Below are 252 nucleotides of genomic sequence, written 5' to 3'. Positions count from 1 at the left end.
GCCGCGACCGTCGCCGCACGTATGGTGGAGCCACGGCCGGCGCGCGCACCGTCGCGGCGCGCGTGCCATCGACTGCACAAGACCCACACCATGACAGATATCGTTACCGTTACCCTGAACCCGGCCGTCGACGTCGCGACGTCGGTCGAGCACATCGTCGACACGCACAAGCTGCGCTGCGCGCGGCCGCGCCGCGACCCGGGCGGCGGCGGCATCAACGTCGCGCGGACCATCCACCGGCTCGGCGGCGAC

Annotated in this window: 1 pseudogene; it reads left to right on the top strand. The window is 72.6% G+C overall.

The features are described 5' to 3' along the window. Positions 1 to 21: 21 nt before the first annotated feature. Positions 22 to 252: pseudogene (locus SB771_RS35875) on the top strand (1-phosphofructokinase family hexose kinase); the annotation flags it as partial.

Source organism: Burkholderia sp. SIMBA_051 (assembly GCF_046534915.1).
Classification (GTDB): domain Bacteria; phylum Pseudomonadota; class Gammaproteobacteria; order Burkholderiales; family Burkholderiaceae; genus Burkholderia; species Burkholderia ambifaria.
The sequence above is the reverse complement of the archived record's forward strand: the minus strand, read 5'-3'. Positions and strand labels throughout refer to the sequence as shown.